Annotated in this window: 24 protein-coding genes, 2 tRNA genes, 1 rRNA gene, 1 pseudogene and 1 riboswitch; of the genes and pseudogenes, 12 read left to right on the top strand and 16 right to left on the bottom strand. The window is 58.0% G+C overall.

Annotated elements, in window-relative coordinates; translation table 11 throughout:
* Positions 1-33 precede the first annotated feature (33 nt).
* Both CQ019_RS14915 and CQ019_RS14910 read right to left on the bottom strand, forming a co-directional pair.
* On the bottom strand, positions 34-1,065 hold the full coding sequence (locus tag CQ019_RS14915; protein ID WP_105554215.1) for a M23 family metallopeptidase: 1,032 nt from the start codon (positions 1,063-1,065) through the stop codon (positions 34-36).
* 2 nt (positions 1,066-1,067) lie between these two features.
* Positions 1,068-1,253, bottom strand: a riboswitch (cyclic di-AMP (ydaO/yuaA leader).
* 78 nt (positions 1,254-1,331) lie between these two features.
* Positions 1,332-2,024, bottom strand: a complete 693-nt coding sequence (locus CQ019_RS14910; protein ID WP_096289201.1) for a metal-dependent transcriptional regulator — start codon at positions 2,022-2,024, stop codon at positions 1,332-1,334.
* Positions 2,025-2,285: 261 nt separating this feature from the next.
* On the opposite strand from CQ019_RS14910, the gene serC reads away from it, so the two are divergent.
* On the top strand, positions 2,286-3,407 hold the full coding sequence (gene serC, locus CQ019_RS14905) for a phosphoserine transaminase (RefSeq protein ID WP_105554216.1): 1,122 nt from the start codon (positions 2,286-2,288) through the stop codon (positions 3,405-3,407).
* Between the two features lie 86 nt (positions 3,408-3,493).
* Here the strand turns inward: serC and CQ019_RS14900 are convergent, their stop codons facing one another.
* Positions 3,494-4,114: a DUF3027 domain-containing protein gene (locus CQ019_RS14900; RefSeq protein WP_105554217.1), complete on the bottom strand. Its 621-nt coding sequence runs from the start codon at positions 4,112-4,114 to the stop codon at positions 3,494-3,496.
* 3 nt (positions 4,115-4,117) lie between these two features.
* Positions 4,118-4,501, bottom strand: a complete 384-nt coding sequence (locus tag CQ019_RS14895) for a cold-shock protein (RefSeq protein WP_096289207.1) — start codon at positions 4,499-4,501, stop codon at positions 4,118-4,120.
* A gap of 244 nt (positions 4,502-4,745) precedes the next feature.
* Between CQ019_RS14895 and CQ019_RS18325 the strand changes: the two genes are divergently transcribed.
* From CQ019_RS18325 to CQ019_RS14875, 5 genes are all read left to right on the top strand, one after another.
* Positions 4,746-4,964, top strand: a complete 219-nt coding sequence (locus tag CQ019_RS18325) for a hypothetical protein (RefSeq protein ID WP_146112497.1) — start codon at positions 4,746-4,748, stop codon at positions 4,962-4,964.
* A 57-nt stretch (positions 4,965-5,021) separates the two neighbouring features.
* On the top strand, positions 5,022-5,729 hold the full coding sequence (locus CQ019_RS14890) for a response regulator transcription factor (RefSeq protein WP_096289209.1): 708 nt from the start codon (positions 5,022-5,024) through the stop codon (positions 5,727-5,729).
* 43 nt (positions 5,730-5,772) lie between these two features.
* Positions 5,773-7,305, top strand: coding sequence for a cell wall metabolism sensor histidine kinase WalK (locus CQ019_RS14885; protein WP_105554218.1), 1,533 nt, complete (start codon positions 5,773-5,775; stop codon positions 7,303-7,305).
* A 109-nt stretch (positions 7,306-7,414) separates the two neighbouring features.
* Complete coding sequence (locus CQ019_RS14880; RefSeq protein WP_096289213.1) at positions 7,415-7,705, top strand: WXG100 family type VII secretion target; 291 nt, start codon at positions 7,415-7,417, stop codon at positions 7,703-7,705.
* Positions 7,706-7,739: 34 nt separating this feature from the next.
* A complete protein-coding gene (locus tag CQ019_RS14875) occupies positions 7,740-8,630 on the top strand; it encodes a DUF4031 domain-containing protein (protein ID WP_096289215.1) in 891 nt (296 codons plus the stop codon).
* A gap of 115 nt (positions 8,631-8,745) precedes the next feature.
* Here the strand turns inward: CQ019_RS14875 and groL are convergent, their stop codons facing one another.
* From groL to CQ019_RS14860, 3 genes are all read right to left on the bottom strand, one after another.
* Complete coding sequence (gene groL, locus CQ019_RS14870) at positions 8,746-10,383, bottom strand: chaperonin GroEL (protein ID WP_096289217.1); 1,638 nt, start codon at positions 10,381-10,383, stop codon at positions 8,746-8,748.
* Between the two features lie 289 nt (positions 10,384-10,672).
* Positions 10,673-11,275 (bottom strand): LytR C-terminal domain-containing protein, encoded by a 603-nt coding sequence (locus tag CQ019_RS14865; protein WP_105554219.1) that lies wholly within the window; start codon positions 11,273-11,275, stop codon positions 10,673-10,675.
* Between the two features lie 45 nt (positions 11,276-11,320).
* Positions 11,321-11,611, bottom strand: coding sequence for a DUF3263 domain-containing protein (locus CQ019_RS14860; protein ID WP_096256066.1), 291 nt, complete (start codon positions 11,609-11,611; stop codon positions 11,321-11,323).
* Between the two features lie 154 nt (positions 11,612-11,765).
* Between CQ019_RS14860 and CQ019_RS14855 the strand changes: the two genes are divergently transcribed.
* Positions 11,766-12,539, top strand: coding sequence for a uracil-DNA glycosylase (locus CQ019_RS14855; protein WP_255248544.1), 774 nt, complete (start codon positions 11,766-11,768; stop codon positions 12,537-12,539).
* Here CQ019_RS14855 and CQ019_RS14850 read toward each other — a convergent pair.
* Positions 12,536-14,206: a threonine/serine exporter ThrE family protein gene (locus tag CQ019_RS14850; protein ID WP_258133678.1), complete on the bottom strand. Its 1,671-nt coding sequence runs from the start codon at positions 14,204-14,206 to the stop codon at positions 12,536-12,538. The genes CQ019_RS14855 and CQ019_RS14850 overlap by 4 nt on opposite strands.
* A gap of 198 nt (positions 14,207-14,404) precedes the next feature.
* Here CQ019_RS14850 and CQ019_RS14845 point away from each other — a divergent pair, with 198 nt between their 5' ends.
* Positions 14,405-15,460 (top strand): Atu2307/SP_0267 family LLM class monooxygenase, encoded by a 1,056-nt coding sequence (locus CQ019_RS14845; RefSeq protein WP_258133679.1) that lies wholly within the window; start codon positions 14,405-14,407, stop codon positions 15,458-15,460.
* 76 nt (positions 15,461-15,536) lie between these two features.
* Here the strand turns inward: CQ019_RS14845 and CQ019_RS14840 are convergent.
* Positions 15,537-15,613: transfer RNA gene (locus tag CQ019_RS14840), tRNA-Val, on the bottom strand.
* Positions 15,614-16,016: 403 nt separating this feature from the next.
* Here CQ019_RS14840 and CQ019_RS18320 point away from each other — a divergent pair.
* Complete coding sequence (locus CQ019_RS18320) at positions 16,017-16,583, top strand: GNAT family N-acetyltransferase (protein ID WP_146113381.1); 567 nt, start codon at positions 16,017-16,019, stop codon at positions 16,581-16,583.
* A gap of 1 nt (position 16,584) precedes the next feature.
* On the opposite strand, the gene CQ019_RS14835 is transcribed toward CQ019_RS18320, so the two are convergent.
* The 5 genes from CQ019_RS14835 to CQ019_RS14815 all read right to left on the bottom strand — a co-directional run bounded on the left by CQ019_RS14835 (position 16,585) and on the right by CQ019_RS14815 (position 21,580).
* On the bottom strand, positions 16,585-17,511 hold the full coding sequence (locus CQ019_RS14835; RefSeq protein ID WP_096289223.1) for a hypothetical protein: 927 nt from the start codon (positions 17,509-17,511) through the stop codon (positions 16,585-16,587).
* A gap of 2 nt (positions 17,512-17,513) precedes the next feature.
* The gene (locus CQ019_RS14830) at positions 17,514-19,166 is read right to left on the bottom strand and encodes a class I SAM-dependent DNA methyltransferase (RefSeq protein WP_105554223.1); all 1,653 of its coding nucleotides are present in this window, start codon (positions 19,164-19,166) and stop codon (positions 17,514-17,516) included.
* A gap of 153 nt (positions 19,167-19,319) precedes the next feature.
* Complete coding sequence (locus CQ019_RS14825; RefSeq protein ID WP_096289227.1) at positions 19,320-20,252, bottom strand: DUF808 domain-containing protein; 933 nt, start codon at positions 20,250-20,252, stop codon at positions 19,320-19,322.
* A gap of 226 nt (positions 20,253-20,478) precedes the next feature.
* A tRNA-Thr gene (locus tag CQ019_RS14820) sits at positions 20,479-20,552 on the bottom strand.
* Between the two features lie 161 nt (positions 20,553-20,713).
* Positions 20,714-21,580, bottom strand: a complete 867-nt coding sequence (locus CQ019_RS14815) for a thioredoxin domain-containing protein (RefSeq protein ID WP_096289229.1) — start codon at positions 21,578-21,580, stop codon at positions 20,714-20,716.
* Between the two features lie 399 nt (positions 21,581-21,979).
* Between CQ019_RS14815 and CQ019_RS14810 the strand changes: the two genes are divergently transcribed.
* The 3 genes from CQ019_RS14810 (at position 21,980) to CQ019_RS14800 (ending at position 25,391) form a co-directional block, all read left to right on the top strand.
* Positions 21,980-23,449 (top strand): trehalose-6-phosphate synthase, encoded by a 1,470-nt coding sequence (locus tag CQ019_RS14810; protein ID WP_105554224.1) that lies wholly within the window; start codon positions 21,980-21,982, stop codon positions 23,447-23,449.
* Between the two features lie 29 nt (positions 23,450-23,478).
* Positions 23,479-24,261 (top strand): trehalose-phosphatase, encoded by a 783-nt coding sequence (gene otsB, locus CQ019_RS14805; RefSeq protein WP_176484316.1) that lies wholly within the window; start codon positions 23,479-23,481, stop codon positions 24,259-24,261.
* 65 nt (positions 24,262-24,326) lie between these two features.
* The gene (locus CQ019_RS14800; protein WP_096289235.1) at positions 24,327-25,391 is read left to right on the top strand and encodes an ABC transporter ATP-binding protein; all 1,065 of its coding nucleotides are present in this window, start codon (positions 24,327-24,329) and stop codon (positions 25,389-25,391) included.
* Between the two features lie 138 nt (positions 25,392-25,529).
* Here CQ019_RS14800 and rrf read toward each other — a convergent pair.
* Positions 25,530-25,646 (bottom strand): 5S ribosomal RNA (gene rrf, locus CQ019_RS14795).
* Between the two features lie 511 nt (positions 25,647-26,157).
* Positions 26,158-26,397 (bottom strand): annotated as a pseudogene (locus tag CQ019_RS18795) (IS3 family transposase); the annotation flags it as partial.
* Positions 26,398-26,694 lie beyond the last annotated feature (297 nt).

The following is a 26,694-nucleotide window of genomic DNA, read 5'->3' as shown; positions in this document are numbered from 1 at the left end:
CACGTTTTGATCACGGTAAGGTGACGAACGTCGTTATAACCAGCCGGCGGGGTCTTTGAACTGACCGTCGACAATTACTTCGAAGTGCACATGCGGTCCGGTGGAATTACCGGTGCTACCAGCCAAAGCGATGACATCTCCGCGCTTGACGGTGTCTCCCACGTTGACTAGTAGTTGCGAATTGTGGCTGTACCCGGTTTCCAGGCCGTTTCCATGGGCCAAGGTGACCCGCTGACCGGAATGACCTGCCCATCCGGAGACTGTGACCTTGCCCGATGCTGCGGCATAAACCTTTGTGCCGCTCGGCACACCGTAATCTGTGCCACTGTGGATCATGAAGCCGGCGCCAGTTGGGTTCTTGCGGTGCCCAAAGCTTGAGGTAATGCGGTTGCTATCCACCGGACGCTCGAGCAATCCACCGGTCGAACCGACCTTCTGAATGTCGCCGCCGGAAGCGGTGAGGATTTCAGAGAGCTTTTCTTCGTTGGCCACCTTGGGGTTGATGTCGGACTTCAAAGCCGCACGCTGCACATCTAAGCCAGCATCGCTTGGAGCTTTAACATCGACCACTGCGGAAGTTGCGGTGCGCTGCGCGCCCGCTACCACTGGGCCCTCTTCAGGCACGGCGCTACTGAGCTGCGGAGAAACCGCGGCTAGTGCCAAACCCGATACCGCGGCAACAGCAGCGATCTTGTGGGTAAACCCAAGTCGGGAAGTCTTTTTTGGCGAAGCGCGAAGGCTCTGAACGAGCTCTTCGTTACTTGCTACTACGCCTTCAGGCGCAACAACTGGCTTAGCTGTAGGTAGGGCAATGACGTTTCCGTCAACATCCTGGGTAGCAAGAGTTTTCTGCGTTGGCGCAACGCCGTAACGCTGACCCGACTCAAAGCGGCGCCCGACATAATCGGCGCAAAGCGGCTCTGGAACTGCTACTGCTTCGACAGCGGCTGCGCGTGATGCGCGGCGACCAACGGATCGTTCTGTGGCGGCCGCTGCGATCTCAGTGATCGCATCGATCTCGACGTCTGCGGCACGGCGTCGACCCGTCGTCCTGGTTTCTGCCAAAACATTCCTCTCATATCTACACCTGCGAAGTTAGCTGTCGGGTTCGGCCCTGAGATTGGTCCGGTCCTGCCTGTTGGCATGACTTCACCCCAAGACGAAGTATTCGTCGAATGAGTGGGTTCCCCGCTATTGCCCTTAAAAATCATTTCGCATCCAAGAGGCAGGACAATACTCGGCGTTTACGCTCTCGGAATCGGCACCAGTTAGACAACTGGCACCCTTTGATAACCCTACCGTTCGATCGGAAAAGTTACAATTTCGTTACCTTATTTAGTGCGTACAAAAACGTGCGCACTGACTTCGACTGGCAGTTCCAGCGCACCTTCGACGCCCTGCACGCGAACCACGACGTAATCATCTGCGCGCTCTAAACTAACGATCGCTCCGGGCCGGATTCCGCCTTCGTTCAGTTGTCCGAGCAGGATTGGGTCGGTCTGGATCGGCTCTGCAAGACGCTCAATGGCCACCGGGCCAATGTTCCCGGAGAGCAACGCGTTATCTAGATTCTCGACCTCATGTGAGATTTCGGTTACTTTTGGCCCGCCAAGGACTTCAAGCCCGGGAATTGGGTTGCCGTACGGAGAGACCGTGGGCTTGCCCAGCAGGTCGTATAAACGACGCTCGACACGCTCGCTCATCACGTGCTCCCAGCGACACGCCTCATCATGTACATATTCCCATTCAAGACCGATCATGTCCGATAGCAAGCGTTCGGCCAGCCGGTGCTTACGCATCACGCCCGTTGCCAGTTCGTGACCCTTTTCGGTTAAGGCAAGATGACGGTCGGTAGAAACCACAACGAGCCCATCGCGTTCCATTCGAGCGACTGTCTGCGACACGGTGGGGCCGGAATGCCCCAGACGTTCTGCGATTCGCGCGCGCAAAGCCACGATCTCCTCTTCTTGAAGCTCAAGAATGGTACGCAGGTACATCTCGGTTGTATCAATTAGGTCAGACACGTTAGCCACTCCTGGAAGTCACAACAGTTAGGTTCGCATAAGAAATCGGAACGTCAGTATGCAACTCTACTTGGTATAGCCGCAATCCCTGCGACGGCCTCGTAGTTTGCATGTCGTAACCGACGGTCTCGTTTTTCTCTCATCTCCCGCAGTTTGCGAAGATGTTAACTGAAACGTCGTAACTATCCTGAACTATTCCTTCGCGCTCGCGATCGGTCGGGAAGTCAGCACCTTCAATCAAAACGCTATTAGAGGAGCGAGATGAGCACCGGCATCAACATTCCAAGGAACCTTCTGCCAGCCGACGGACGATTCGGCGCAGGACCGTCCAAGGTTCGCCCCGAGCAAATTCAGGCAATCGTGGACGCAGGTGCCGACCTATTGGGCACCTCCCACCGTCAGGCGCCGGTCAAGAATCTGGTTGCGTCCGTGCAGGATGGCTTGAAGGAAATGTTTAGCGCACCCGAGGGTTATGAGGTGCTTCTCGGAGTTGGCGGCGCCACCGCATTCTGGGACGCTGCAGCATTCTCCCTAGTGCGCAATAAAGCTCAGCACTTGTCCTTTGGTGAATTCGGCTCGAAGTTTGCCAACGCTACCGACAAGGCCCCATTCCTTGCGGCCTCCTCGATTATCACCTCCGAGCCTGGTTCGGTTCCGAGCCCCGTTGCCGAAGCTGACGTGGATCTCTATGCCTGGCCGCATAATGAAACATCCACTGGCTCCGCTGCCCCGGTCAAGCGCGTTCCGGGTGCCAACGAAGATTCACTGATCGTCGTTGATGCAACGAGTGCCGCTGGCGGCTTGGATGTAGATCTGGCGCAGACCGACGTGTACTACTTCGCCCCGCAGAAGAACTTTGCTTCCGACGGTGGCCTCTGGATTGCATTCGCCTCCCCCGCAGCAATTGCACGCATCGAGGAGATTGCAGCTACCGATCGTTGGATCCCAGACTTCTTGAATCTGAAGACTGCGCTGGACAACTCGTTGAAGAACCAGACCTACAACACGCCGTCGTTGACCACCTTGGTGACTCTCGATGCGCAGGTCAAGTGGATCAATTCCAATGGCGGCTTGAAGTGGGCGGCGGCTCGCACCGCCGAGTCAGCTGGCCAGATTTACGCATGGGCCGAGGCTTCAAAGGTTGCCACGGCATATGTAGCCAACCCGGATCACCGCTCAAACGTCATCGCCACGATCGACTTCGACGACTCGGTGGACGCGACGGAAATCTCCAAGGCGCTGCGCGCCCACGGCGTGGTGGATGTTGAGCCATACCGCAAGCTCGGCCGAAACCAGCTGCGTATCGCGACCTTCGTGGCTATCGATCCGAGTGATGTCGCGGCACTGCTGAAGAGCATTGATTATGTCATCGAGCAGCTCTAACTTCTGAGCGAGCAAAAGCGATCCGCGGTTTCACCCCATTGGGGCGAAACCGCGGATCGCTTTCGTTTTTCTAATGCCTCGCTCCGCTAGCTTTCCTTGCGTGTCCGGTTACGCTGGGCTGCGCGGCGACGAGCCGCCGTGCGTTGCGCGGTGCGTCGCCGACGCACCTGACGGCGCGCAGGGGTTTTGATTCCCTGTTCGGACGTCGCCTCCTGTTGGCCGGTTGCTTCGTGTTCGGCTGTGGCATTGGTCGGCTCCGACAAGTCCTCCAGGGTTTCGTTCCCAGCGGGATCGGCAGCGGTGTTCTCTGCGCCGGAGTTCTCAGTTGCGGTTGCACTAGGGTCAGGTTCATCCTTGGGCTCTTTGGCCTCGGCTTCCGCCGCCTCGATTTCTTCTTTGACTAAGCGCTCGGCCCACGGGACCCATGCCGGTGCAAGAAGTGCGTCTTCACCGGCAACAATGCCAGCTTCGCAAACGGTTAGGTCTTTAGCTTTTGCTCGTGGCACCCGTGCGATTGTCGCGAACCAAGTCCAGCCCCGATAACCCTTTTTCTGGGAGACAAATCGATGGGTGACTAATCGTTCACCTTCGGGCGTGGCTCCGAGATACTCACCGATCTCCGTTTCTGCCGCGATCTCGATGAGTGCGTTGCGCGCAACATCAACCGCTTCCGCGAGGGTGGTGTCTAACTTGGGTTTACGGGCCATTATTTAAACGTCCAGATCATCGGCTACCGCGCGTAGCACGGTAGCAACCTTTTTGCCGTGTGCTTGTTCAGGATATCGCCCCTTGCGCAAGGTATTGGATACCTGATCAAGAACCTTGATCAGATCCTCGATCATTGCGGCTTGCTGCTCGGGATTCTTCCGTTTTGCGCGAGCCACCGACGGAGCTTCCTCCAAGATGCGCAGGCTCAGCGCTTGAGGACCACGGCGGCCTTCGGCCACGCCAAACTCCAGGCGTGTGCCCGGGCGCAGATCATGAACGCCTTCCGGCAGCGCCGCGGCGTTCACGTATATCTCTTTACCATCTTCGGTGGTAATGAATCCGAAGCCCTTGGCCTTTTCGTACCACTTAACCTTGCCGCTAGGCATGATCCCTTACCTCGTTCGTTTCTCGTGCTGTAGCGCAAATCAGTGCAACTAATTTACTTCACGCTACGCCTTTTCATATCTCCGGATCCATGGAGCATTCATCCGGGTCGTACATATACTTCTACCGGGTGCTCAACGTACGGATTCGAATTAAGTCGAATACCTTAGATTATGACACCTTGAGGCCCGCAACTTCACCTTGAGTCACGGCGGCTGCATTAGAAGCGCTGTATCGTTAATAGCCGTGAGCGCTTCATCGATTACCTTGACCGTCATTTCCCGCACCGCAATTACACTCGCGGTCCTCTCGGCATTGTCCCTCATGACGGTCCTCGTGTTGTATTTCAAGGAAATTTCAATCCCGCCGATCATCATGGCATTCGGCGTTTTCGGTTTACCTCTGGCCTTCATACTGGCCGGCGTGGTCATCATCGGTAATATCCGAAAACGCCGCAACAGCTAACCGCCACTCCCAGAGGGCTCTCAGCAGACTCCCAGTCTCCGCGTGCACACTGGGTTTATGAGTGCAAAAACCCCAGAGGCCAAACTCCTTGTCGTGGATGACGAACCTAATATCCGCGAACTTCTATCAACGTCCCTGCGATTCGCCGGTTTCCAGGTGGTCGCCGCAGCCAACGGCCGCGAGGCTCTCGCAGCCGTGGAAGCAGAAGAACCAGATCTCGCGGTTCTGGACGTCATGCTTCCAGACATGGACGGCTTCACCATCACCCGCAAGCTACGCGCTGCCGGACGGCACTTCCCCGTGCTGTTCCTGACTGCTCGCGATGACACCAGTGACAAGGTCACCGGCTTGACTGTCGGTGGAGATGATTACGTCACCAAACCATTTAGTCTTGATGAAGTTGTCGCCCGCATTCGTGCGGTGCTACGCCGCACCGCGACGGGCGAAGAAGAGAACGCCACCATAGTGGTCGCCGACCTTGAACTTGATGACGACGCACATGAGGTGCGTCGAGCAGGCGAGGTCATTGATCTATCGCCTACCGAATTCAAGCTGCTGCGCTACCTGATGATGAACCCGAACCGCGTACTGTCCAAGTCACAAATCCTGGACCATGTCTGGGAGTACGACTTCAACGGCGACGCTTCGATCGTTGAATCATATATTTCCTATCTGCGTCGCAAGGTTGACCGCCCCGAGTGGCCTGCTCTGATTCAGACCAAGCGCGGCGTCGGATACTTGATGCGTACCCCGGACCGCCGCTAGGGCCGATGCCGCTTGGTGGCCCAAGGGATTGTAAAGTCATTACATGCAGGCATTTAGAACGCTGTGGCGTCGCACTTCGTTGCGCACCAAATTGGTGATGTTGATGTGCGCGCTGATGATCTGCGGCGTCGGCGCCACGGCGTTCGGCTCCGCACACACACTTCGCATCTCGATGACCAACCAGATCGATGATCAGCTCAACGTTGCTGGCCCCACCATGGGCTTTGGCCTGAACAAGGCCTACCAGTATTCCTTGGACAATGATCAATCTGGCAGAAACGCTGGCATCGATTCAACGTTGCTGGGGCTGAACCGCTCCTATGCGGACATTCGAGATATAAACGGCAAGATCGTCTACATCATGCCTCGAAGCCGGGTTACCCCCGGTAACACCAGCGACACTCCCCTGCTCGCGCCAGTGCAAATGGCCGAGCTGGCTAAGACACCGTGGGCACCCGTGACCATTCCGGGCATCCACTCCGGCTCGGCCGGCTGGCGTGCCATGATCGTTCCGCTGCCTACCAGCGAGATGAATGTTTTCATTGCGCTTCCGTTGGAAAACGTTAATGACACGGTTCAAAAGACCGCCATCCTCGTCTTATCAACCGGCCTGTTGGCGACCTTGCTCATGTCAATGATCGCCTACGGATTAACCTCCCGGTCATTGCTTCCGCTGATCCGCGTCGAACGCACCGCAGCCATGATTGCCGAAGGAGATCTATCCCAGCGTGTACGCAATTATCCGCCGGAAACCGAAGTCGGCAGACTCTCCCGCTCCTTGAACGCAATGCTTGCACAGATCGAGCGGGCCTTCCGCGACCGTGAGGCCTCGGAAAACAAGATGCGTCGTTTTATCCAAGACGCCTCTCATGAGCTGCGCACCCCCCTAGTGACCATCCAGGGCTATTCGGAGTTCTACCGCCATGGGGGACTTGCCGACTCCGAAGCGCTGGATTCAGCTATGGGACGTATCGAAGCCGAATCCAAACGCATGGCTCACCTGGTCGAAGACCTGCTTATGCTGGCCCGGCTCGATGAGCAGCGCCCCCTCGAAAAGCAATCGGTCGACCTGCTGGTACTCGGACAGGACGCCGCCGAGGACACCAAGGTCCGAGCGCCACTACGCAAAGTTACCTTGGTCGGATTGGACACCAAGTATCCTTCTCCAGCCAGCACGGTCGGCGATGACGCGCGCATCCGCCAGGTCATTGCCAATTTGATCACCAACGCACTGCGCTACACCCCCGAAGACTCAGCTATCGAGATCGCCGTGGGAGTTCGTTCTCTCGTGGCAGGTGCCATGGATGCGGTGCTCGAGATTCGAGATCACGGACCGGGCATTCCAGAGGATGACGCAAACCGTATCTTCGAGCGCTTCTACCGCACCGATAGCTCGCGTCAACGCGAAACCGGCGGCTCGGGCCTGGGGCTGGCGATCGTCGCCGCGATCGTCCAGCAGCACGGCGGTTCGGTTGCGCTGAGCGAAACTCCTGGCGGGGGCGCAACCATGGCCATCTGCCTGCCCTATGTGCCGATGCAGGAGCCGCGTGACCACGAGCAGCAGGACGAGGACTAGAACCCGCGTTTATGTTGTCCACAGCATGTGGGAGCTTCGCGCTGCGCTTGTGCTGCCCGCCCTATGGTGATCTCATCTATCGGATCTCCCCGTAAGGCAGGATCACCCCATGAGTACCTTTTCAACCAACACCGGCGAAATGCAGGTCAAGTCGCAGGCGGTCATGAACACCATCGACAGGTTGCGCTCCGAAGTTTCCACGATGCAGATGAATCTGGATCAGCTTCAAAGCACCTGGCAGGGTTCGGCCGCCGCTTCCTTCCAGTCGATTGTGGCCGAATGGCGCAGCACTCACGTACGCATCGAAGAGGCCTTGAGCAGCATCGCAACGGCGCTAAACCATGCGTCCATGCAGTATGAAGAAGTCGAACAGGTCAACACCTCGCTGTTCCGCTACTGAGCCGTTGGAGCGGGTCCCTCGGTACGCTTAGATCATGAGCATACTGATCGACCCGCCACGCTGGCCCGCTCACGGGACACTCTTTTCCCATTTAGTCTCCGACACCTCGCTGCTGGAGCTGCACCAGTTCGCCAGCCGCATGGGCATCCGGCAGAGAGCCTTCGACAGGGACCACTATGATGTGCCGCAGGAACGCTACGAAGAGTTCGTGGCGGCCGGAGCCCAGGAAGTCTCTGGTAGCGACTTGGTCCGCGCCTTAGTCCATTCCGGACTTCGGATCCCTGCCCGGTTCCGCCCCGAACGGCTCAATCCCGCATTGCTGAAACGGTGGGAGCGGACCTTGCCCGGGCAACGGGCCATGGCTGAGGATTTATTGCTTCGCTGGAGCCAGAAGCACCGCCGCTATCACGATCGAGTACACCTGCTCGCGGTCCTTGAGTCATTGGACTGGCTCTGCGGCACACAGGTTGAGGCGCAGGATCGGCAAATATTGGAGTTGGCTGCTTGGTTTCATGATGCCGTCTACGATGGCACCGCCGAGGACGAAAAAGATTCTGCAAACTTAGCAGCGCGCAGCTTGCATGGGCTGATTACCGATAGGGCTCTTGCCAAGGTTCAACAATTGATTCTGCTGACCATCGAGCATCGACCTGCCGAAGGCGATCTGCTCGGAGCGTTGCTCAGCGACGCAGACCTAGAGGTTTTGGCACGACCAGCCAAGGCCTATCAACGCTATGCCCAAGCTATCCGGGACGAATACGATCATGTGCCGGCAGCAGACTTTGCCCGAGGCCGAGCAAGCATTCTTCGTGAGCTCCTGCGAAAAGACCGGCTGTATTGCACCGCGTCTGCTCAGGAACGCTGGGAAAAACAAGCACGGGCGAACCTTGAGGCCGAGCTTGACCGACTCCACGTGCAAGCCTGAGAACGCTCAAACGCACTCTGCTTGCCGGTTAACGACCCGAGGGCCTGCTTCGTGGTGAAGCAAGCCCTCGGGTTCAGGTTGTCCTGCGAGACAGGTGCCTGGGAAGTACGGAAGCTTAGAAGCCGCCCATTCCGCCCATGCCACCCATGTCGTCGCCACCTGGCATGGCAGCGCCAGCAGGAGCTGGCTTATCTGCAACGACTGCCTCGGTGGTGAGGAACAGACCTGCGATAGATGCAGCGTTCTGCAGGGCCGAACGAGTCACCTTCACTGGGTCATTGACGCCGGCTTCCAGCAGGTCAACGTACTGACCGGTGGCAGCGTTCAGGCCGTGGCCAGCTGGCAGGCCCTTGACCTTGTCGGCGACTACGCCTGGCTCCATGCCGGCGTTCAGTGCGATCTGCTTCAGTGGTGCTTCGATGCCAACACGAACAATGTTCGCGCCGGTGGCTTCGTCGCCTTCCAACTCAAGCTTGGCGAATGCTGCGGCGCCTGCCTGAATCAGAGCCACGCCACCACCGGCGACGATGCCCTCTTCAACAGCTGCCTTAGCGTTACGCACAGCATCTTCGATGCGGTGCTTGCGCTCCTTGAGCTCCACCTCGGTTGCGGCGCCGGCCTTCAGCACAGCGACACCACCGGAAAGCTTTGCGTGGCGCTCCTGCAGCTTCTCGCGGTCGTAGTCCGAATCGGTGTTCTTGATTTCGGCTGCGATCTGCGCCTTGCGGCCCTCGATAGCGTCGGCGTCGCCGCCGCCTTCAACGATGGTGGTCTCGTCCTTGGTGATAACGACCTTGCGGGCGGTACCCAGAACTTCGAGGCCAACGGTGTCCAACGACAGGCCGATTTCCTCGGAAACAACCTGGCCACCGGTCAGCAGTGCGATGTCGGTCAGCATTGCCTTGCGACGATCGCCGAAGCCTGGAGCCTTGACGGCTACAGACTTGAACAGGCCACGGATCTTGTTCAGGATCAGGGTGGCCAGTGCTTCGCCCTCTACGTCTTCGGCGATGATCAGCAGCGACTTGTTCGACTGCATGACCTTCTCCAGCAAGGAAACCATATCCTTGACCGAGGAGATCTTCGAGTTGACGATCAGGATGTAAGGGTCTTCCAGCACGGTCTCCTGACGCTCAGCGTCGGTGACGAAATATGCGGAAATGTAGCCCTTGTCGAAGCGCATGCCCTCGGCCAGCTCCAGCTCAAGGCCGAAGGTGTTGGACTCTTCTACGGTGATAACGCCCTGCTCGCCAACCTTGTCCAGTGCTTCGGCGATCAGTGCGCCGATTTCTGGATCGCCAGCGGAGATCGAAGCGGTAGCAGCGATCTGCTCCTTGGATTCGATCTTCTTAGCAGCGGTGAACAGCTCGGCGGTGACGGCTTCTACAGCCTTGTCGATGCCGCGGCGTAGCGCGATTGGGTCGGCGCCGGCAGCAACGTTGCGCAGGCCTTCCTTGACCAGAGCCTGAGCGAGCACGGTAGCGGTGGTGGTACCGTCACCGGCGACGTCGTCAGTCTTCTTGGCAACTTCCTTGACGAGCTCGGCACCGATCTTCTCGTATGGATCCTCGAGCTCGATTTCCTTGGCGATGGACACACCGTCGTTGGTGATAGTGGGTGCGCCCCACTTCTTCTCCAAAACAACGTTGCGGCCGCGTGGGCCCAAGGTCACCTTAACGGCGTCCGCCAGAATGTTCAGGCCGCGCTCAAGTCCGCGGCGTGCTTCCTCGTCAAATGCAATCATCTTGGCCATAGTGGCTTTCGGTCCTTTCGGGGACGATTTTGCGAAAATGCAACCGACAGACAGCGCCCGCGACGGACGAGCACACCGTTGCCGGCATCGGGCCGACAATTCGGATTAGCTCTCGCTATCTGAGGTATTCTTCACGCTCCGTGCGTTGAGCAACCGCCGAGACGAAAGGGTTCGATTCTAAAACGAACAACCGATCGGCATTAGCAGTCGTAACGCATGAGTGCTAATACAAATATTGGCACTCTCGCATGGCGAGTGCAAGCTGATCGGCTGTGAGCGAAGCTAATTATTACTTCGAGTTCAACGTATCGTCAGCGCCAAGGACGACCGAAACTCGGTTGGGGATGTTCCGGGTCTGCAGAACCTCATCGATGTTCAAGACTTCGGCGGCTTTTTCCGCGGTGGTCCGGTAGGCCTCGGACATGTAATACACCGTCGAGGTCTCGGCGTCTCGGGTCCAATTATCCGTCACGATATTCGTGAAATCAGCCTCGGCAAGCAATTCTTCGCCTGCCCCTGCAGCTCCTGCAATACTTGCGCCGTTGTACACGCCGATGAGTTGTCCGTACAACACGTCAGCGTCATCGATGGTGCTAGACGGAGTTGCGCTTTCGGATGCGGCTTCGCTTTGGTCAGAAGAGCCTTCGCTCTCCGCCGGTGCCGAGGTTTGCCTCGGTTCGGACCCTGCTAGACGATCGGCAACGCCTGGACCAAAGAAGAATCCGGCACCACCAATCAACAACACCGCAATCGCGGACAGAACTACCCAACGAAGCTTGCTGTCCTTGCCCTTGGTGGCGGCAGACTGCGCCCAGCCGTGGGCATGATGCGACCCAACGCGGGTACTAAACTCCGGAACGCGATCGAATTCGTCACGTGGGTAGTTGGTCATTCTTGTCCTTGCTCGAGGTCTGGCTGGCCGAGGCCGGCTATGAACTTAGCGTTCCCCGCCGACGGTACCGCTCACACGACGCTTAGTAGATCGAAGTCTACGCAACCGCTTTACCAGCATTGGGTCATAGGCCATCGCCGCATCCGTGTCGATCAGCTGGTTGAGTAGCTGATAGTAGTTTGTCGGCGAGATAGAGAACTGCTTGGTAATAGCTTGTTCCTTGGCTCCGGCATACTTCCACCACAGCTTCTCCATGTTCAAGATCTGTTGCGAACGCTCATCCAGCTCGGAATCGGGGTTCATCACGAAATCCACTAAAACCTCATTGCCAGCCATACGTTCACCTCATCCTAGAACTTCGAAAAGTCGGGTTTATTCATGCATATTTATCCACGCGTGGTGGACACACCACCGATATTCTAACCAATCAACCAACGCCGTGCCGTGTAACGCGGCACAACCGCGCCGGAAAACCGGCAGAATGATTGCCATGAACAACGAGCAGCCCGCCCTTTTCGACGCTCCCGAGCCTACCGCGCCGCCGGCATATTCCACCGAAGACTTCCCCTTCTTCTTTGGTGCAAAATCGCTGGCAAGTCGCGGGTTTATCGCCGCGGATTGGGTTTCCACTTTGGAACCGCTCGATGGCGTGTTGCAGGAAATCGCACGTAAGTTGGCGGCACGCTCACAGGCTGGCGAGCAGATACTCCCGGCCCCAGAGGTGATGTTGCGCGCACTATCGCTACCCGTAGCCGAGATCAAAGTCCTGATCATGGGTCAAGACCCCTATCCGACGCCCGGACAGGCGAATGGCTTGGCCTTCGCCGCAGCGAAGAACGTGCGCCCCCTGCCGCGTAGCTTGCGCAACATTTACAAGGAGCTGTTCGTAGATCTTGGCGTGCCCGAAGCTGGGCATCCAGACCTCGGCGCCTGGCATGAGCAAGGGGTCATGCTGCTCAATCAGGTTCTCTCTGTGACTGCGTCTAACGCCGGCAGTCACCAGAAGCTTGGCTGGGCACCGGTAGTTGAAGCGATTATCGCTACGCTCAATGCCCGCAAGGTGCCGGTGGTGGCTGTTCTGTGGGGTGCCCACGCACAGAAGCTTGGTACCCTGATGAACAATATGCCCCAGCTTCGCAGCGCTCATCCTTCCCCGTTGTCCGCTTCACGTGGATTCTTTGGGTCAAAGCATTTTTCGCAAATCAATAGGCGCCTGGCCGAAATCGGCCAGGCGCCTATTGAATGGAAACTGCCGGCCGGCTAGCGGCGGCGGATGCGTCGGCGTTCGCGCCGTGCGTTGGAGGCCAGCGGACGGCACAGTGTGTCGCCGAAGACCACACCACCGGCGATGGACAGCATGATTGCAAACGCGTTGAACATTTCCACCAGGCCGGCGAACATTTCATCCACCTCGAAAACGATGCCGTACATGGCCCGGAAGATCATCAGGCCAGGCAGCATGAACATGACCGCGGGGGCTGCGATCACCAGCTGAGGTGAATTCAGCTTGTCCGCCAGGAAGCGCGCAGCGAAGCCAATGGCCGTGGACACCACCGCTGGCGTTGCCCGAGCGCCAAGCCCGACCTGCTCCGCCAAGAGCAGCACCAGATAGCCGCCGACCGCGATCAACGCGGTAGGCAGCAACAAGCGCTGTGCGGTCTGCTCGGTGACCGAACCGGCCAGAATGGCGACTGCTACCAAGGCGATCAGCATCCATGTCGGATAATCGGTGGCGACGATTTTATGGACATCCACCTTGTCCCCGCCCAATACGGATGAAACCACCAACGCCGCGGAGATCCCGGAAAGTATTGCCGTATAGGTCAACCCAGCGGAAAATAGACGTCCGACCGCGGTGACCGGGAAGCCATTGATTGCGTCTTGCAGCGCCGAAACAAATCTGCCAGAAGGCAGCAGAAGCAAGATGCCACCAGAGACTACCAACGCCGGATCCAATGGTGCGTGGACCTGATGGCTAAGCAAGGCTATTCCGGTGACGGTAAAAGTCGAGGTCGCCACGGTGAAGAACTCTGGGACCCGCCATCGGGATCCATACCGGCCTATCTGCGAGATCAGCCAGGACGAAGCCATCGCGACGAGTGCACCGAGCCATGAACCGCCGATGAACAGGACGAAGGCGGCGGCGAAAACCGATTGGCCAACCGCAACGAACCAACGCGGGAAAGGCTTCGGCTTCCGTGTGATCCTTTTAAGCCGCTTGGCAGATTCGGTCCGCGAAACACCGCCAGCGATGATGTCCGAAACCAGCTCGTGCACCATCACCATGCCCGCGTAGTTCGTAGTGTACGAACGCACCACGCGCAGGATAGAGTAGCTCTCAGCTTCTGGCGGGCTGTAGTTCAGGTGCAACGATTGATTGGTGATATCCACGTCTAGGTGGCTAAGCCCTAGGGCTGCGGTCACCGCGATGATGCTGGTTTCCACTTCCAAAGCACCAGCCCCATAGCGAATCAGCGTTTCGCCAAGGTCCAGCGCAAACTCCATGGTTCGCCGCGCCGAAGCATCTTGATCGACGTTGACCCTAGGGTTCGCGTAGGGGGTGCCGCGCAATCGGTCAACGACCTTCAGCGCCTCAGTCGGCGGCGTATCCGAGATCCACATTTTTGCCAGCAAACGGCGAGCCACCGGGTTGGCCCGTGTAGGCATCAGTGTAATGCCGTCATCAGAGGTGTAGACCTGGCCGGTACGCGACTCGATATCCGCCACGTCCGCTGACGCAACGCTCGCACTTACCGCGGTATTTAGCGGTAGCTCGGAGGCCATGGTCGTCTCAAAAGACGCCGTCTCGGGAAGGTGCCCCATGTTGATTTCACTCGTCGAAATACGAGGTAGCGACCCGGCCAATGGCGAAGGATCTTCTCCTGGATTTTTCGAATCCGCGTGCTTCTCACCATGGTCTTGCTGCGCCACGAATCACTCCCCCTAGGCTCTTGTTCTATTCGTCATCCTCACGATACAACCACGGCAAGTAAAGCGGGAGAATGGAATCAAAATAGGCCGAGTATCCCTGAACACATCTGGCATTTTTGCTGTCGGAAATAAATTTATCGGTGGACTGGTTACCCACTTAGATGCAATTGCATGGAAATCTAAGAGAAGAGGATCATTGTGAGTTCCATCGGTCAAACAAGCCTCCGGCCTGAAATTGGTGTTGAAACTTTCGGGGATCTCTCCGAAGACCAGCAGGGCAAGCAGTTATCGCACGCTCAGGTTATTCGCAACGTCATCGTCGAAGGGCAGAAGGCCGAAGAAGTTGGCCTTGATTTCTTCGGCGTTGGTGAACATCACCGAGACGATTATGCTGTATCGTCGCCGGAAATAATTCTCGCGGCGCTGGCGCAAGTCACCGACAAGATCCGCCTCGGTACCGCGGTAACGGTGCTCTCCAGCGATGACCCGGTTCGGGTGTACGAGCGCTTCGCAACGCTCGATGCCATCGCGCAGGGACGTGCCGAAATTATCGCCGGACGCGGATCCTTCATCGAGTCCTTCCCGTTGTTTGGGCTCAACCTCGAGGACTATGAGTCTCTCTTCGAAGAAAAACTCGATCTCCTGGCTAAGGTCCGATCCGGAGAGCCCGTGACCTGGTCTGGAGAACACCGCGGCGCTTTGAACAGCCAACAGCTGTACCCGCTATTGGAAAACGATGCGCTCACCACTTGGGTGGGCGTCGGCGGCAGCCCGCAGTCGGTACTTCGCGCCGCTCGCCACGGCCTTCCACTCTTTCTCGCAATCATTGGCGGCCAGCCATCAGCCTTCGAGCAGCTAGTTCAGCTTTACCACCGCGCGTTGAAAGAGCTGGGCAAGCAACCTCAAAAGGTGGGTGCGCACTTCCACGGATTGGTTGCACCGACCGATGCGGAAGCTCTCGAACTGTTGTGGCCGCACTATCAGCGCACCATGAATCGCTTGGGCGCCGAACGCGGTTGGCCGCCGGTTAGCAAAATGCGCTTGGAGGCCGCTATGGGGCCTGAAGGTTCCATGATGGCCGGTAGTCCGCAGACCGTCGCCACCAAGATGGCGAAGGTCACCAGAAGCCTCGGACTAGGTCGAGTAGACATCAAATATTCGGCAGGCTCTTTGCCACACGAGACCATGCTCGAGAGCATCGAGCTGCTTGGCAACGAAGTCAAACCGCTGGTTCACGAGTTACTCGCCAAATAACCACCGGCAACGCGCGATCCACTAAAAGCAGTTAAATAAAGAGAAAACCACCGCCGGCGGTGGTTTTCTATTTATTTGGTGGATCTTACTGGACTCGAACCAGCGACCTTTCGCGTGTGAGGCGAACGCTCTAACCAACTGAGCTAAAGATCCATCTTTGCGTCAACCTCCCGGTCAAGCACCTAAACGATCTTAGCGGTCATTGCCTTGGCCGCAAAATCGGCGCCAGCTGCCCCACAGCTAGCGGCTACGTCGCCCATCACGCCACCGTCCTAGGGCAGGAGCTCAAGAGAAAAGCCGACTACGGCAGACCTAAAATAATAGTGCCTTTCGTTTATCTAGATTTCACTTTATTGCCCCTATTTTCTCTTGCTAACGAGCAGAGATTGAATGCATAATTTTTTTAGTTCCTCGAGCTCATACTGGGCCCTGCAAGGACGTTGCCGTAAGCCACCGGCTGCGGCCCCCTGAAGGCCAACGAAACCCATTGCTCTGCGTCCCACACAACAGCAATAGCCAGATAGTTCGTTCGTCTTAGCATTTAGGACGGTTCCCAGTGCGCCCTACCCTTCGCTATGCCCTGTCATCAACAGCTCCTGCTGGTGCCGCACGCACCGAGATGGCGACTTTGTATCCGGAAATTGATGATCGATGGAATCAAAAAATTGACCGCGCACGTTGTGTGGTCAGCGTCCGTGACTCAGGTGTTCTGGTCGCAGCCGGAGTCGTGCACGACGCGGTGCTGGCTCCAACTAGCGCCATGGGCGCGCTTGAATTAGGTTGCATGGCGGTCCGCCCGGAATATCGGTGCCAAGGCATACGCCAGCAAGTGACAGACCTACGCCTGGAGTATGTGGTGCAGGCAGGCTGCATACCCATCACCGTCATCGATTCGGCAAATCCCAGCTCCTGGGCAGCCTACGAACGCTCCGAGCGATGGGAACGCGAACGAACTTTCGAATCCGACGGGCGGACCAAGTACATTTATCGCGCCACTGCTCTCGCATCGGATTGGTTGTCTCCCCCACCGCAGCGTGACATCGCCTCCAGCACACTGGCTGGCCACTCGGTTCGACCTTTGCCGAGCTCTTGGCATTCGCCACAAGTTCACACAACCAGATGAGCTAAAAGAGCGCTTCTTGTAGCTCATCGACGAGCTCATGCCCTGGCACTGGCACGACCTCACCGGCTCGGCGAGCGCGCGCCGACTCATGCAAGTCGATCGGAGTAACTTTCAACACCGAGTCAACCATGGCATTTAGGAACTGAGCGGTGCCGACATCTTCGGGCACCGGGTGGTGCACCGCCTTGACCTCTGGCTGCTCGGCACTGTCATCCCAGTCCACAAGCAAAAGTCCGGTCGCTGTATAGCCAAAGCCATCGCCGAAATCGCGCAGCTTGCGGATCATGTCCACGGTACGTCGGAAAGCTGCCGGTTCGGTTTCTAAAATGGTGGCGCGTTGCACGAAGTAGAAGCCGACGGCTGCCAGCGGGTAGCGGGCACGCAGGTTGGCCGCGTCCCCGTAGGCTTCTTCGTACCGATTGGACAGGTTCTTGCCGAAGGAAGAAGTCATTGCCTTGGTGCTTAATAGCAACTCCGGTCCCGTGGACCAGTGGGTCATCACCACGTCGGTCTGCTTCATGTAGGCGCGGCCCAGAATCCTGGCGTCGGTGCTTCCGGCCTTGCCGGCCAGGATTGCTTCATGCAGCTCGTCGGAGAGCCGTTCGGGGAGCTTGCGCAGCAATTCGAGGATGTCCGAAGACAACACCCGTGGCGCTTCCGCGCGCGGCCAGACGAGGTCTGCGTCGAACCCCGCCCGGCGGAGTTCATGGGCTAGCCAAGCGTCGACGCCCTGGGCAAAACGACCGGAACGGGTCGCGGCCTTAGAACGCACCGGAATGCTTAGCAACCGCTCGAGGACGTCGAAAGAAGGGTTGAACTCCTCGGTGACGGCGCCGTTAAGGATCCACGGCGAATCTTTGAGCGCAGATATCAACGTCGCGTCGTATTCGGCGAAGGCCAGGGATTTCTCGACTGTGCCTGATCCCATGATTAGTTCTCCACTGCCTTAGCTCGGGACTTGCGTCGTTCCAGCATGTCTTGGCGTGCGCCGCGTAGCGCACCGATCGCGGCAGCGTCTAGCTCCAGCATCATTCCCAACACTATTTCGTCTACCAGCTCCGTAGCTTCTTGCTTACGGCCATGCAGCAGATGTTCGCGGACCTCGTTTTTGATGGATCGCAGCGGTATTGCATGCTCGGCGACCAACTGGGTTGAGGGCACTGGAAGCTTATCCGCCTCGCCGGGTTCCAGCTTCAAGATGCCTCCCCCGTAGGAGCGTCCCACCATTTCGGCACCCAGCATAGTCAAGGTATTAAGCGAAGCCAGAGGCAGCAGCTCACGTCCCAGCTCACGCACATCGGCCCCGAGGTATACCCCATGGATTGAATTGATGTGATGCACACCTGCATGGTTAGTCGTCAGCCGGGGAGTGTCAGCATTCATATAGGTCATGAACAGATCAGGCACCGACAACAACGGGACCCGCCACCAGGGAGTACGCATCCGGCACTTATAGGCTTGGTCCACCGACTCCAGCTCGCCGCGGCCAATTAAGCGCTCTCCCGCGGTGGAGGCGCCACCCTGGGGCCGGAACATCAAGGTCGCCAAGCCGTGCTCCCCGAGTCGCTGCCATTGCTTAGCGTCTAGTTCCAAGCCGCGAAGATGCCTAGAACCGGGAGGCGATATTTCCACCAGGTCGCTCGCGTCCAAACCTAATTCCTCGGCCCGCGCCGGGCTGAGCGTAAACCATTTATTGTTGCCGGTCACCGCGCCCAGCGAGGTCTCTCCCCAGCCCTGCAGATCAATAAACCCGCCGGTAGCATGCGCCTGGTTGAGTATCCCCTGAGCTTCAAAAGTCACCAAGGACCCGGTCCAACGGTCACTTGGACGCTTCGGAGTGTGGATTGCTCCCTCGCCGAGTCCAATCAGATCCTTGGCATTACGAAATTGGTGCAGGCTGAAGGAGTCGCTGGAACCGGTCTGATAACCCTCCGCAAGCAACAGCACCACTTCTTCCTGCGCGTCGACGAATAGCCGCTGTTCGAAGACCGCGAGATGCACCTTGGCGAAACGTTCAAGCAGCATTGCACGCACGGGCCCCGCATAGTTCACGAACATCAGCTCTGCCGGGAGCACTAGGGCCAGACGACCGCCGACCTTCAGGAAGCTGGTGGCGTGCACGACGAAGGCCGCCCACACGGAGGCAAGCTCGTTCAGCTCGACTCCGGAGCGCCGTGCGGCTTCGCGCGAGATCTTGCGCTGGGCTCCGCGGTGCAGCTGATAACGCACGTACGGGGGGTTGCCAATCACCGCATCCATATCCGCGGTGCCTGGGATATCAAAGAAATTTGCGTGCTGGATCCTAGCCTGTGCGCCTTGTTCCGCGAGGATTGCGCGTGCCGCCAGCACCGAAGGCTCGTGAAGCTCCACCCCGAATAATTCGCTGGCGCCGCGCCCATCGTTGGTGACTTGGGCAGCGGTCGCCAAGAATTGGGCTTCGCCACATGAGGGTTCAAGCACACGACGACCCTGCTCGCCTAGCGCCCACTCGGTCATGAACCGGGCTACCGGCTCGGGGGTGAAGTAGGCGCCCCGCTCATGCCGAGCGGCGCTCCCTACAATATTTATCTTGCTCTTCAACACACATCGATCTTTCCATGGCCACCAGACGTTTTGGCAGGGCCAAGACGATCGCCGCACACCGTGCGAAACACCGGCAGACTTCGCGACTGGCAGGTTTTACGGCGGGGCAAGTTTCTTATCTGCCTATTCTACGTGGCCGGCCTGCAAAGCTCGTTAGTGCTTGGCACGCAGCTTGTTGATGCCCACGACAGCGGCGGCAACCACGCAACCAATCAAGAATCCGGCGATGCAAGAAAAGGCGGTATTCGTCACCCAGCCCAAGATCGCCCCGGCCGAACCGGTAGCCTCGTGCACCAGCAGTTCCATATGATGCACAAAACCGTAGGGGGCGTGCCAGCCCAGCTCGTCCATCCCGACCAGAATTAGGTGGCCACCGACCCAGAGCATCGCCACCACACCTACCTTGCCGAGGATCGACATCACGATCGGCATGGCCTTGACCAGGCCACGGCCAACCTTCTGCGACAGCTTGGATGCCTTCTGCGCCATGTGCAGTCCAATGTCATCCATCTTCACGATCAGCCCCACCGCACCATAGACCACCACGGTCATCAGGATAGCGATCACAATCAGGATTAGCGCGCGATTCAAGAATGGTTCGTGGGACACTTCGTTCAGCGAGATGACCATGATCTCCGCTGAGAGCACGAGGTCTGTCCGCACCGCCGCGCCGATGATCGCTTTTTCGTCGCGCACTCCCTCCTTGCCGCCCGGTGTGTGGTGCTTGACCACGCCCATCGCTTCAAGCAGCTTTTCGGCCCCTTCAAAAACAAGATAGGCACCTCCGAGCATCAGGATCGGGGTGAGCGCCCACGGAGCGAACTGCGAAAGGATCAGAGCCACCGGAAGGATGAACAGCATCTTGTTCCGGATTGACCCAACGGCGATCTTCCAAATGATCGGAAGCTCCCGCTTGGGCGATAGCCCGGCCACGTATTGCGGGGTGACAGCCGCATCGTCGATGACGACTCCAAGCGACTTGGTGCTTGCCTTCGCAGCTCCCATAGCGATGTCGTCGAGTGACGCCGCCGTGACCTTTACGAGGGCTGCGACGTCATCCAGAAGAGCCACGAGTCCACCGGCCATGCCAAAACTCCTTGAGATATTGTTCGGTCGTTTTGGTGCCACCGTACAGGCGCCAGAATCGACAAGGAAATACACCTGAAGTTTAGCGCCCTGAGTTGCCCAGAAACTGTGAGACACCAAAAGAATGCGGATTTTTCGGGGCAAGCCACGGTCGATCCGCAGATGCGGTTGGGAAATAAAAGACCCTCGCCGAGGTTCAAGCTTGAACATCGGCGAGGGTCATCCGAGCCCCCTATCGGATTCGAACCGATGACCTACGCTTTACAAGAGCGTTGCTCTGGCCAGCTGAGCTAAGGAGGCGTACTGCATAAGAATATCCGAAGACTGCGCCCGACTGCGAATCGAGACTTTGGCGGCGTTAACCACCCGTGGGGAGCGCACCGCTAGCGATGCACTCCCCACGGGAATCGTGTCAGAGCGGCAGAAAATTATCGACCGCAGTTCACGCAGCTTTAGGCAGTCTAGGCGTTGGCCTTGATGGCCGCCTCAACTGCTTCGACAAAGTCCTGATTGGCAAGGTCCATAACCTCGCCCTGGATGAAGATGCTCGGAGTGCCCAAGACACCGTCGTAGCCGGCAGCTAGTGTTGCAGTTTCCACGAACGGACGGTAGGTTCCCTTGTCGATGCAGGACTTCACCGAGTCTGAAGCGCCGGCGGCAATCGCCATTTCGGAGATCTCAGCATTCTTCATTTCGCCCTGATCGTAGTGCCCCCACAGAGCGCTGGCAAAGTCCAAGTAGGCTGCTGGGCTCTGGTCAGCTACACAGGCCAGCGCGTTGGCCCCACGCGAAGAGAAGTTCGTTGGCGAGTTTCCATCGAGGAAGCCGACGTTGCGGTATTCCAAGGAGATCTTGCCGTCCGCCAACCACTGCTTCATCTGCGGCCCATACTTGCTTTCAAATTCAGCACAGTGGACGCAGTTCGCATCAACAAACAAGGTCACGTTGATCGGCTCGCCCTTGGCGCCCACGGTCAGATCGCGTGGTTCGGGAGTCGCCGGCTTCGAATCGGGAGCGACAAGTTTGGTGTTGTCGATCTTCACACCCGAGGTATTTGCAACGGTGGTCGGCGACGTCAACAGAATACCGCCAGCGGCGTTGCCGCCCTGAGGCGCGGCTCCGGCGTCCGGAACCTTGGCGTTGTTATTCTGCACGATGAGCACAACCACCAGGACCACGACCAAAACGACAGCAGCCAGCACGCCAAGCTTGACGAAGAGCGACTTGCGTTTCTGGGCCGAGGCCTGAGCAGCCTGCAGCTGCGCGGCCTTTTCACGGGCGCTAGCGTTGCGCTCCGCTTTGGACGGACGCGAGTTGTTTGTAGACATAAGTTCGAATGTTCCTTGGCTCAACGGAAATACTGTAATCTGCTTCCAAGCTTAGCCAATGGAATGGCCGCCCTCCCCCGTAATTGCCAGATTCCCCAACCTTCACAGGTTGCGCATAACATTCGCCAACATGATGCAAAGCCCCATTTTGGGGTTATTTGAGACTTCAACCAAGTCATGCCGGATAAGTTCATCTTTGGGCCTCATTCGGCGTTAAAAGCCCATCCGCGCCGCTTCTCACGTACATTGAGTGATGGAACACAGTTTCCTCCCGCTTCCGGCTAGCATCCGGAATCCGGGATGACAGTGAAGTTGAGCTGACAAAGAGGTCATTCACTTACAACCGACAAAGCTGCGAGGTTTTCTTCTCGCAGTAAGTACGTGGCCAGGAGGTTTACGGTGGGTAATGAACTAGCAGGCGTAGCGGAAGGCAATTCCCATGACTTTGTAGTGGTGGCTAACCGGTTGCCGGTGGATCGGATCACGCTTCCGGATGGCACCCAAGGGTTCCAGCGTTCTCCCGGCGGTCTGGTCACCGCGCTCGAACCGATCATGGCTGCCGCGGATGGCGCATGGGTCGGCTGGCATGGCGGAATCGACGAAGAGCTCGAAGAGTTCGACAAGGACAGCATCCACCTCGTTCCGGTCCCGCTCAGTGAACAGGACCTAAGCCTCTACTACGGCGGATTTTCGAATTCCACCCTCTGGCCGCTCTATCACGACGTGATCATACCTCCGGAGTACCACCGCACCTGGTGGGACCGTTACAAGAAGGTCAACCAACGTTTCGCTGACGCGGTGGTGCGAACCGCCGCGCACAATGCCACCGTGTGGGTCCACGACTACCAGCTGCAGCTGGTTCCACAGATGCTGCGGATGGCACGCCCCGATCTGAAGATCGGCTTCTTCCTGCACATCCCTTTCCCCGCCGCCAGCCTGTTTTCTCAGCTGCCTTGGCGCACCCAAATCCTGGAAGGTCTGGCCGGAGCCGATCTAGTCGGCTTCCAGCGCGAGACCGATGCGTCCAATTTTCTACGCTGCCTGCGACGGTTCACCGACTATTCGACCAAGGGGCACGAAGCTACCCCGTCGTCGACGCATAAGATTCAGAATCTGTGCCGCGCTGTGGCCCATCCGATCTCAATCGATACCGAAGAAATCGCCAAGCTGTCGCGTGATCCGCAGATCATTGCCCGCGCCGCACAGATTCGTTTGGAATTGGGCAATCCGAAGACAATCATGCTTGGCGTGGACCGGCTGGACTACACAAAGGGCATCAGGCACCGGCTGAAAGCCTATGGCGAGCTGCTCAACGATCAGGCACTTCGCGCCGGAGATGTCTGTCTGATCCAGGTAGCCAGCCCAAGCCGTGAAAACGTAGATTCCTATATGGAGCTGCGCGATCAGGTAGAACTGATGGTCGGCCAGATCACCGGCCAACACGACACGCTGAGCCACACCACGCTTCGCTACTTACACCACTCCTATCCGCTGCGCGAGATGATCGCCCTATACCTAGCCGCCGATGTGCTACTGGTGACAGCCCTGCGCGATGGGATGAACCTAGTGGCCAAGGAGTTCGTGGCATCCCATCAGGATGGTCGTGGAGTCCTTGTGCTTTCCGAATATACCGGTGCGGCCGATCAGTTGACCCAGGCGGTGCTGGTCAACCCTCATGACATCGATGGCATGAAGGCAAGGATCGTCGAGGCGGTCAACATGGACCAATCCGAACAGGCACGACGCATGCGTCGAATGAATCGCCATCTGCTGGAACATGACGTGACCCGTTGGTCCGCTCGCTTCTTGGAAGAACTCGCCGAAATCAATTCGCGAGCGAACCAAATCAACGCCGTAGCCAGCCGTTAATAACATCGCCTAGTCTGAACGGAACGACAGTGCCGAATCTCGCGCCCGAATTACGCGCCGATCTCTCCACCTTCGCCGGGCACCGGCGAATCCTGGTTGCTTTGGACTTCGACGGTACGCTCTCGCCGCTCGTGGACCGCCCCCAAGACGCCAGGCCTTCCACGCGGGCCGCACAAGCCTTTGACGAACTTGCGCGACAATCCGGCGTGCACACGGCGGTGGTCTCCGGCCGGAACCTTGAATCGCTCACGGCGGTGTATCCGGCCCCCAGACCGGATAACTTGATCGGTTCCCACGGAGCCGAACGGCGCGTTCCGTCCGTAACCCCGGATGCGCCAGAACAACGGGAACTCACCGATGCCCAGCGGGAGAACCTCACGGAAATCACCGCCCGGTTGAGCGAAGTCGCGCAGCGGCATGAGGGAGTCAATCTGGAGCACAAACCCTCGGCTACCGTCCTGCACGTACGCCAAGCCCAAAGTCCTGGCATTGCCGAGGCCGCCTTGGCCGAGGGGAACCACGCCCTCGCGCACTTGCCGGAAGTGCGCCTCATGGCAGGAAAGGCGGTGCTAGAGGCCTCGGTCCATGCAGGCGACAAGGGACAGGCTTTGCAATGGTTGCGCCAGGTTCTCGATGTTGATGCGCTGCTCTTCGTCGGAGATGACGTCACCGACGAGGATGGCTTCCGGATCCTCACCCGTGAGGACCTCGGAATCAAGGTAGGCCCAGGCCCTACACTGGCCGCGCACCGCATTTCTGGGCCGGAGATACTGTCCGAACTTTTGGAATTGCTGCTTTCTATGCGAGACTAAGGTGTCCCATATCACTTTCACTACGGATCGTCGGGCACGTACCTGCCCGTGAAAGGATTGTCATCATGGCAACTGTGACCTTTGAAAAGGCCACCCGAATTTACCCGGGCGCACTTGTGCCTTCAGTCGACGCAATTGATTTGCAGATTGAAGACGGGGAATTCCTTGTTCTAGTTGGCCCATCGGGCTGCGGCAAATCGACTACCTTGCGCATGCTAGCTGGTCTCGAGGAAGTCGACTCCGGGCGAATTCTCATTGGCGATAAGGACGTGACTAACGTTCCGCCAAAAGACCGCGATATCGCCATGGTCTTCCAGAACTATGCTCTTTACCCGCACATGACGGTCGCTGAAAACATGGGCTTCGCCCTGAAGATCGCCGGCGTCGATAAGGAAGAACGCAATAAGCGCGTCCTCGAAGCTGCAAAGCTGCTGGATCTAGAAAATTATCTAAGCCGCAAGCCGAAGGCGCTCTCCGGCGGCCAGCGCCAGCGCGTCGCCATGGGACGAGCAATCGTTCGCTCGCCTCAGGTCTTCCTGATGGACGAGCCGCTGTCGAACTTGGACGCCAAACTTCGCGTGCAGACCCGCACACAGATCGCATCGCTGACCCGCCGACTCGGTGTCACCACCGTGTATGTCACCCACGACCAGGTGGAAGCGTTGACCATGGGTGACCGCGTGGCGGTGCTCAAGGACGGCGAAATCCAACAGGTTGGCACTCCCCGTGACCTCTACGACCGCCCACGCAATGTTTTCGTGGCTGGATTCATCGGATCTCCGGCAATGAATCTCATTGAATTGGAAGCCTCTAACGGTCAGGTCGCCTTTGGCAACACTTCCTTGCCCGCTCCTGGCGCGCAGGGTGCAACCACCATGGGCATCCGACCGGAGGATCTGACTCTCGCCACCCCAGGCGAGGGTGCAGAGCTGATGGTGGATGTGGTCGAGGAGTTGGGTGCAGATGCTTATGTCTATGGCACGGCCCAGCTAGGCGGCAAGAGCCAAACCATCGTGGTCCGAGTCAACGGCCGCACCCCGCCTGCCCGCGGCCAGAAACTGCATATCCTGCCGCTAGGGCAGCACGTGCACCTCTTCGACACCGCCTCGGGCCTGCGTCTAGCTGATTAGTCTCCGAAAGCAATAAGACCGGTTGTAGGACTCGTTAGAGTTTCACAACCGGTCTTTTGCGGTCCGTACGGGAGGACGTGGAACGGTGGTTAAACATCGAAGGTCCCGAGATATTTCTCGGGACCTTCGGCAAAATATGCCCGGCGATGACCTACTCTCCCACACCCTCCCGAGTGCAGTACCATCGGCGCAGTGGGTCTTAGCTTCCGGGTTCGGTATGGGACCGGGCGTTTCCCCCACGCTATGATCGCCGTAACTCTAACCCTCACGGTCAAACCGTGGGAAAATTACAGTGTCATTCGCAGTTGCGATAACTCAATAACTATAACAGGGCCAGGCTTCTAAGGGCCAATCGATAGGCTCCTATCCGACGGTGCCCTTCGCCACACTAAATACAATTCGGTTGCAGCCTGTGCAGCTGATAGACACTGCCCGCCCTCCGACTCCTGAGCCGGTACAGGACATGCGTGCAGACCGCCGAGCGCGTATCGATTGCTGCCATATGCGCTGCGTCAACGCCGAGTTTATTGATTCGGATTCGCCGCGGCAGAACGGCTTATTGCAAAGTTTATTGCTCAGGGCCGGCGTGAGCAGCTGTCTGTCGGAGCTGTATGTACGTTGATTGAAGTTAAATTCTGGCCAATGAGTTCAATATCATTGAGCTGGTCGAGTTTCTGGGCGCTCAACCCGCCATTCGCCGTATGCGGACGTTTCCGGTTGCGCCAATCCTCGATGTAGCATTACCGCAGTCCTAACCGCCACCCGTCTGGTGATCACGCACCGTCGTGTTCTTGAAGGCACTCATCGGTTTGCCTCGATCCCCAGCTCTTTCATGATCGACAAAACCGTCGACTTCGGTATGTCGTCTTCCTAGTGCTTGCGGATCAGGTCCACCAGTTGCCCGGCGCCGTCTACCCCATTTCGATGCTTCGTACTCGTGCTGGACCGGCGTGCTGCGCCTGGCTCACAGCGCTTTAGCTTCGCTCGGTTCCTGTGATGGGCTCATCAATCAACCGGCGGAGCACTACACAGCGCCGACAAGAACAAAGCCTATGCAGGAAGATGGAGTAGTGACTATCGCGCCAGAGCTCTATGGAGTGCACCATCGCGGGGAAGGAGTCGTCGATCAGAACGACTGGGTCAAGATCCAGAAATTCAACCCTGGTTAAAGCACTAAAAGGTCCCGCCCCACCAGGCAGAACCACACAACCCACACACCCCGCGGGTTAAACAGGTGAGGCCCCCACACCAACAGGTGCAAGGGCCTCAAACCATCATACTAAGTTAAGTCCGGCGGTGACCT

Source organism: Arthrobacter sp. MYb229, assembly GCF_002975405.1.
Taxonomy (GTDB): Bacteria; Actinomycetota; Actinomycetes; order Actinomycetales; family Micrococcaceae; genus Glutamicibacter.
Note: the sequence above shows the minus strand (reverse complement) of the source record. Positions and strands in the feature narration are given on the sequence as shown.